Here is a 7,338-nt window from a genome sequence, read left to right as displayed (position 1 = left end):
CGCAGTGAGCGAAGAAAGCTGCATGGGGTGTTCTCGGACAGTCGGGCAACGAAATGGGGCGCGTATCATACATGAAAAAATCCGCCGGTCCGTTGCCAACTGACCGGCGTATTACGCGTTACAGACTACAAAACGTTTGTTGCAGGCGATTTACTCGTTGCGCATCAGCGGATACAGCTCTTTGAGCAGCTTGCGCCGGCTGACAACCAACTGCCAGCGATGGCCGCCGAGCTGACGCCACAGGCGTGCCGAGCGAATCCCGGCGAGCAGCAGGGCACGAATCTTCGAGGCGTTGCTTGGCTGTTGCAGGTTGCGCATGTCGCCGTGCACCTGAATGCGTTGGCGCAGCGTGCTCAGGGTGTCCTGATACAGCGCGCCGCAGGCGGCAATAACGTTTTCGTGAGCCGGGCCGAAATGTTCGACCTGCGACTGGATCTGCGGCAGACGCTTGCCGATCGCATCGAGCATGTCGTTGCGCTTGGCGAGTTGCCGCTCAAGGCCGAGCATCGACAGGGCATAGCGCAGCGGTTCGCGTTGCAGCGTGCTCGGGTCGCGTTCAAGGGCGCCGATCAGTGCGCGATAGCCCTCGCGCAGATTGAGGTCGTCGCCGCCGTACACGTCCAGGGTGTCTTTCGGGTCGCGTACCAACAGACTGCCGAGCATGCAGGTCAGGCCGGCTTCGCTGGTCTGGCCGCTTTTGGCGATCCGGTCGACCAGCACGGCGGCGAGAAACACACCGCCCAGCGCCGTCAGTTGCTCCTGAGTCGGGCTCATGCCTGGCCGCTCCACGGCTCGGCGACTTCGATCACGCCGCCACCGAGGCAGATTTCACCGTCGTAGAACACCACGGACTGGCCCGGTGTTACCGCGCGTTGCGGCTCGTCGAACACGGCGCGGTAACCGGTTGCGGTCTGCTCCAGCGTGCAGGCCTGATCACTCTGGCGATAACGCACTTTGGCGGTCAGGCGACGTGGCTGGCTCAGATCGACCGGGTTGACCCAGTAGATTTCCGAAGCGAGCAGGGCGCTGGAGAACAGCCACGGATGGTTGTTGCCCTGGCCGACGATCAGTTCGTTATTGTCCAGATCCTTGCGCAGCACGTACCACGGCTCGTCGCCGGCATCTTTCAAACCGCCGATCCCGAGGCCCTGACGCTGGCCGATGGTGTGGTACATCAAGCCGTGGTGACGGCCGATGATTTCACCTTCGGTGGTCTTGATCTCGCCCGGTTGTGCCGGCAGGTATTGCTTGAGAAAGTCGCTGAAGCGACGCTCGCCGATGAAGCAGATCCCGGTGGAATCCTTCTTCTTGGCGGTCGCCAGCTCGTATTTCTCGGCAATTGCGCGGACTTCAGGCTTTTCCAGTTCGCCAACCGGGAACAGAGTCTTGGCGATCTGTTCGCCGCCGACGGCGTGCAGGAAGTAGCTTTGATCCTTGTTGGCATCGAGGCCTTTGAGCAGTTCGGTGCGGCCATCAATGTCGCGGCGGCGCACGTAGTGGCCGGTGGCGATCAGGTCTGCGCCTAGCACCATGGCGTAGTCGAGGAACGCCTTGAACTTGATCTCGCGGTTACACAGGATGTCCGGGTTCGGCGTGCGTCCGGCCTTGTATTCGGCCAGGAAGTGCTCGAACACGTTGTCCCAGTACTCGGCCGCGAAGTTGGCGGTGTGCAACTTGATGCCGATCTTGTCGCAGACAGCCTGGGCATCCGCCAGGTCGTCCATGGCGGTGCAGTATTCCGTTCCGTCGTCTTCTTCCCAGTTCTTCATGAACAGGCCTTCCACCGCGTAACCCTGCTCGATCAGCAGGAGAGCGGAAACGGAAGAGTCCACGCCGCCGGACATGCCGACAATGACGCGCTTCTTGGATGTGTCAGAAGGGGCTGGATCACGCATAGGGATTCAATGAGTGTCTTTAAAAAGGACGCGATTCTATCAGGCTCACGGCCTCAAGGCTAAAGAGAAGGACGGATCAATTCGAGGCCGAAGTGATGGCCCGCCAGATAATCATCGATGCAACGGATGATCAGCTCGCTGCGCCAGTGCTCGCGCTGCTCGATTAATTCGTCGCGGGTCAGCCACTTGGCGCCGACAATGCCGTCGTCGAGTTGATAATCCGGGTGGTGTTTCAGCGCTTTGGCGGCGAAGCAGATACGTTGGTAAGTCACGCCATTGCTGGGTGCGGTGTAGAGGTAAATGCCGATCACGCCGGTGGGTTCGACGTCCCAGCCGGTTTCTTCGAGGGTCTCGCGGATTGCGGCGTCGATCAGGGTTTCATTCGGATCGAGATGACCGGCGGGCTGGTTGAGCACGTTACGGCCGGCCTTGTGCTCTTCGACCATCAGGAAGCGGCCGTTGTCCTCGACGATGGTGGCGACGGTGATGTGGGGGAGCCATTCCATGAGTTGTCCTCAGATGCTGGATTAAAATCGGTTCCCTGTGGGAGCGAGCTTGCTCGCGAAAGCGGTGGGTCAGTCAATGAGGGTGTTGAATGATAAACCGCATTCGCGAGCAAGCTCGCTCCCACAAAGGGGAGTGTGAACTCTGAAAACACAAACCCCGGCACCAGGCCGGGGTTTGTGATGTTCCCTTTACAACCTTAAACCAGCGCAGCAATCGCCGCGTTGAGGGTTGCGCTTGGGCGCATGGCCTTGCTGATCAGCTCGGCATTGGCGTGGTAGTAACCGCCGATATCGACTGGCTTGCCCTGAACGGCGTTGAGCTCGGCAACGATGGTTGCTTCGTTCTCGGTCAGAGTCTTGGCCAAAGTCGTGAACTGCGCTTGCAGTGCAGTGTCTTCGGTCTGCGCGGCCAGAGCCTGGGCCCAGTACATTGCCAGATAGAAGTGGCTGCCGCGGTTGTCGATGTTGCCGACTTTGCGCGATGGCGACTTGTTGTTGTCGAGGAACTGGCCGGTAGCCTGGTCCAGAGTCTTGGACAGCACCAGTGCTTTCGGGTTGTTGTAGTTCACACCCAAATGCTCGAGCGAGGCTGCCAGGGCGAGGAACTCACCCAGCGAATCCCAGCGCAGGAAGTTCTCTTCGACCAGTTGCTGCACGTGCTTGGGAGCCGAGCCGCCAGCGCCGGTTTCGAACAGGCCACCGCCGTTCATCAGCGGCACGATCGACAGCATCTTGGCGCTGGTGCCCAGTTCCATGATCGGGAACAGGTCAGTCAGGTAGTCGCGCAGTACGTTACCGGTCACCGAGATGGTGTCTTTGCCTTCGCGGGTGCGCTGCAGGGTGAACTTCATTGCGTCGACCGGCGCCATGATCTGGATGTCCAGACCGGTGGTGTCGTGATCCTTCAGGTACGCCTGAACTTTCTCGATCACTACGCCATCGTGAGCGCGCATCGGGTCCAGCCAGAAAATCGCTGGAGTGCTGCTTGCGCGAGCACGGTTTACGGCCAGTTTGACCCAATCCTGGATCGGCGCGTCTTTGGTCTGGCACATGCGGAAGATGTCGCCGGCTTCAACAGCCTGCTCCATCAGCAGGGTGCCTTTACTGTCAGTCACGCGAACCACGCCGTCAGCCTTGATCTGGAAGGTCTTGTCGTGGGAACCGTATTCTTCGGCTTTTTTAGCCATCAGGCCAACGTTTGGCACGCTGCCCATGGTGGTCGGATCGAAAGCGCCATTGGCTTTGCAATCTTCGATCACGGCCTGGTAGATCGTTGCGTAGCAACGATCCGGGATCACAGCCTTGGTGTAGTGCAACTGACCGTCAGTGCCCCACATCTTGCCGGAGTCACGGATCATGGCCGGCATCGAGGCGTCGACGATAACGTCGCTCGGCACGTGCAGGTTGGTGATGCCTTTGTCGGAGTTGACCATCGCCAGCGACGGACGAGCCGCGTAGACCGCAGCCATGTCAGCTTCGATCTGCGCTTGCTGATCGGCCGGCAGGGCTTTGATACGGGCGTAAAGATCGCCGATGCCGTTGTTCAGGTTGAAGCCGATCTGGGCCAGCACGTCAGCGTGCTTGGTCAGCGCGTCCTTATAGAACTCGGCAACGATCTGGCCGAACATGATCGGGTCGGAGACCTTCATCATGGTCGCTTTCAGGTGAACCGACAGCAGCACGCCTTGAGCCTTGGCGCTTTCGATTTCAGCAGCGATGAACGAACGCAGGGCGTTTTTGCTCATCACGGCGCAGTCGAGGATCTCGCCAGCCTGAACGGTGGTCTTTTCTTTCAGGACGGTAGCGGTACCGTCTTTGGCGATCAGCTCGATTTTCACAGCGTCAGCGGCGTCGATCAGGGCAGCTTTTTCGCTGCCGTAGAAATCGCCGGTGCTCATGTGAGCGACGTGGGACTTGGAGTCTTTGGCCCAGGCGCCCATTTTGTGCGGGTGCTTGCGTGCGTAGTTCTTGACCGACAGCGGTGCACGACGATCGGAGTTGCCTTCGCGCAGAACCGGGTTCACGGCGCTGCCCTTGATCTTGTCGTAACGCGCCTTGGCGTCTTTGTCGGCGTCGCTGGTCACGGTTTCCGGGTAGACCGGCAGGTTGTAACCCTGAGCTTGCAGCTCTTTGATCGCGGCTTGCAGCTGCGGAACCGAAGCACTGATGTTCGGCAGCTTGATGATGTTGGCTTCAGGCGTAACAGCCAGGTCGCCCAGTTCGGCGAGGTGGTCGGCTACGGCTGGGGCGCCGAGTTGCTCGGGGCCGGTGGCCAGGCTGCGCGCTGCCAGAGCGATCGCGCGGGTGGCCCCGGCGATATCGGCCGAGGCGGTGTAAGCCTCGATGATCGGCAGCAGGGAATAGGTGGCGAGGGCTGGGGCTTCGTCGGTGAAGGTATAGATGATCTTCGAGCGGTTGGGCATATTCGGATTAACTCTCTCTTCTTTGCTAAAGCGTGCGCAGAAACTCGAGGGGCGCCGGGTAAGCGCGTTCGTTCAAAGTCATCCATGAACCGAATGTCGAGATTCTTCGCGGTGATGTTGGGTGCATCGTTGAGCGTCGAGCAGTCAGGCTGCGATAACAACCTGGCTATAGGGCGGAAAGTCTCGTTCTAGACAGGCCAGCCGTCGTGACCCTGTGGTCAGCGGCCGGCATTATACATAGGTAGCTGGCAATCTGCCGATGGTTCATATGCAACGATTCTCGTCCATTGGTCTAAAGGTCGCAGGGCAGGGTGGGGCGTAGAGTCGTCGCGAATGCTTGAGTTTGGCGCTTTTCCCTTTGCTTTCAGGCTTGTACGAAACCAGATGTGCCTGCGCCGCGAACAGAGGGTTTGCGTGTTGATTTAACTGGGTTACGCTCGAACCAAGCCAGATGTTCAATCCAAACAATGGAGTTCAGCATGGGTTACAAGAAGATTCAGGTTCCAGCCGTCGGCGACAAAATCTCCGTCAATGCAGACCATTCTCTCAATGTTCCTGATAACCCGATCATCCCCTTCATCGAAGGTGACGGCATTGGTGTCGACATCAGTCCGGTGATGATCAAGGTTGTCGATGCTGCAGTTCAAAAGGCATACGGCGGCAAGCGCAAGATTTCCTGGATGGAAGTCTACGCCGGGGAAAAAGCCACTCAGGTTTACGATCAGGACACCTGGCTGCCTCAGGAAACCCTGGACGCAGTCAAGGATTACGTGGTTTCCATCAAAGGCCCGCTGACCACCCCGGTCGGTGGCGGCATCCGCTCGCTGAACGTGGCCCTGCGTCAGCAACTCGACCTCTACGTCTGCCTGCGCCCGGTGCGTTGGTTCGAAGGCGTGCCAAGCCCGGTTAAAAAGCCCGGCGACGTCGACATGACGATTTTCCGCGAGAACTCAGAAGACATCTACGCCGGTATCGAGTGGAAGGCCGGTTCGCCGGAAGCCACCAAGGTCATCAAATTCCTTAAAGAAGAAATGGGCGTCACCAAGATCCGTTTCGACGAAAACTGCGGTATCGGCGTCAAGCCGGTTTCCCTGGAAGGCACCAAGCGTCTGGCGCGCAAGGCCCTGCAATATGTGGTCGATAACGACCGCGATTCGCTGACCATTGTGCACAAAGGCAACATCATGAAGTTCACCGAAGGTGCCTTCAAAGAGTGGGCCTATGAGGTGGCGGCTGAAGAATTCGGCGCGACCCTGCTCGACGGCGGCCCGTGGATGCAGTTCAAAAACCCGAAAACCGGTAAAAACGTTGTGGTCAAAGACGCCATTGCCGACGCCATGCTTCAGCAGATCCTGCTGCGCCCGGCCGAATACGATGTGATCGCGACCCTCAACCTTAACGGCGACTACCTCTCCGACGCCCTGGCGGCGGAAGTGGGCGGTATCGGTATTGCGCCGGGCGCCAACTTGTCTGACACCATCGCAATGTTCGAGGCGACCCACGGTACTGCACCGAAATACGCTGGCAAGGACCAGGTCAACCCGGGCTCACTGATCCTGTCTGCAGAGATGATGCTGCGTCACCTGGGCTGGACTGAAGCGGCCGATCTGATCATCAAAGGCACCAACGGCGCGATTTCTGCCAAGACCGTGACCTATGACTTCGAACGTCTGATGGAGGGGGCCAAGCTGGTTTCGTCTTCGGGCTTTGGGGATGCGCTGATTTCGCACATGTAAGCGCAACAGGCTGCAACAAAAACGCCCGACTCGAGATGATCGAGTCGGGCGTTTTTTTATGGCTGAAGGTACTGGGGCGTCAGCTGGTAACCTTTTGTTCCTGGCGCCCAGCAGGGGTCGCTTCTTTTATTTCTGGGACTTCGACCGAGTTAATTTCCACCGCGTGCAGGCCTTTGGGGCCCTGTATGATGTCGAATCTAACGGCTTGCCCGGCTTTCAGGGTTTTATAACCATCCATTTTGATGGCCGAGTAGTGGGCAAACAGATCTTCCGTTTTTCCATCCTCGACGATGAAACCGTACCCCTTGGCATTGTTGAACCATTTCACCTTGCCGACAGCCATGCTCAAATCCCTCTGCAACAGACTCCATCGCTGGAGTATCATCCAAGTCATCCGCAATCTAATCCGTTAAAAGGATTGACTCCGCGGATCTTTTTTACCCACTGTGGGCTCTATTGGTTGTAACACCGTTTTCCCGATAGTCAAGGTGACCGGGCAGTCGGAGTTGAAAACGTGCGCAACCGCCCCCACCACTGTATTTGCACAACTGACGAACCTTTCTTTCCATGCATGCAATCAGCCAGATTCGACTAACATTCAATCAGGATCGCCCGACTCTCCAAAAGGATCACCCGGAGGAACGCGACGACGATTCGGCGGGCGTTGCTGTTCAGGAAGCAAAGCCTGCGTTACAGGCACCGCCGATGTACAAGGTGGTTTTGTTTAATGATGACTACACACCGATGGATTTCGTCGTCGAAGTGCTCGAGGTGTTTT

7 protein-coding genes are annotated in these 7,338 nt (G+C 58.2%); 2 read left to right on the top strand and 5 right to left on the bottom strand.

What is annotated here, in order from left to right; genetic code table 11:
* Positions 1-150 precede the first annotated feature (150 nt).
* From hflD to ACIQVE_RS27105, 4 genes are all read right to left on the bottom strand, one after another.
* Positions 151-774, bottom strand: a complete 624-nt coding sequence (hflD, locus tag ACIQVE_RS27120) for a high frequency lysogenization protein HflD (RefSeq protein WP_402814500.1) — start codon at positions 772-774, stop codon at positions 151-153.
* The gene (mnmA, locus tag ACIQVE_RS27115) at positions 771-1,895 is read right to left on the bottom strand and encodes a tRNA 2-thiouridine(34) synthase MnmA (protein ID WP_402814498.1); all 1,125 of its coding nucleotides are present in this window, start codon (positions 1,893-1,895) and stop codon (positions 771-773) included. Before mnmA ends, hflD begins: the two co-directional genes overlap by 4 nt.
* 59 nt (positions 1,896-1,954) lie before the next feature.
* On the bottom strand, positions 1,955-2,401 hold the full coding sequence (locus ACIQVE_RS27110; protein ID WP_402814496.1) for an NUDIX hydrolase: 447 nt from the start codon (positions 2,399-2,401) through the stop codon (positions 1,955-1,957).
* Positions 2,402-2,598: 197 nt separating this feature from the next.
* Positions 2,599-4,824 (bottom strand): NADP-dependent isocitrate dehydrogenase, encoded by a 2,226-nt coding sequence (locus ACIQVE_RS27105; protein ID WP_402814493.1) that lies wholly within the window; start codon positions 4,822-4,824, stop codon positions 2,599-2,601.
* Between the two features lie 479 nt (positions 4,825-5,303).
* Here ACIQVE_RS27105 and icd point away from each other — a divergent pair, with 479 nt between their 5' ends.
* Positions 5,304-6,560 (top strand): NADP-dependent isocitrate dehydrogenase, encoded by a 1,257-nt coding sequence (gene icd / locus ACIQVE_RS27100; protein ID WP_402814491.1) that lies wholly within the window; start codon positions 5,304-5,306, stop codon positions 6,558-6,560.
* A gap of 79 nt (positions 6,561-6,639) precedes the next feature.
* Here icd and cspD read toward each other — a convergent pair whose 3' ends face one another.
* Positions 6,640-6,903 (bottom strand): cold shock domain-containing protein CspD, encoded by a 264-nt coding sequence (gene cspD, locus ACIQVE_RS27095; RefSeq protein ID WP_402814488.1) that lies wholly within the window; start codon positions 6,901-6,903, stop codon positions 6,640-6,642.
* A 224-nt stretch (positions 6,904-7,127) separates the two neighbouring features.
* On the opposite strand from cspD, the gene ACIQVE_RS27090 reads away from it, so the two are divergent.
* On the top strand, positions 7,128-7,338 hold a 211-nt coding region (locus ACIQVE_RS27090), incomplete at its 3' end, for an ATP-dependent Clp protease adaptor ClpS (RefSeq protein WP_402814485.1).

This window comes from Pseudomonas sp. NPDC098747 (genome assembly GCF_044760045.1).
GTDB lineage: Bacteria > Pseudomonadota > Gammaproteobacteria > Pseudomonadales > Pseudomonadaceae > Aquipseudomonas.
The sequence above is the reverse complement of the archived record's forward strand: the minus strand, read 5'-3'. Positions and strand labels throughout refer to the sequence as shown.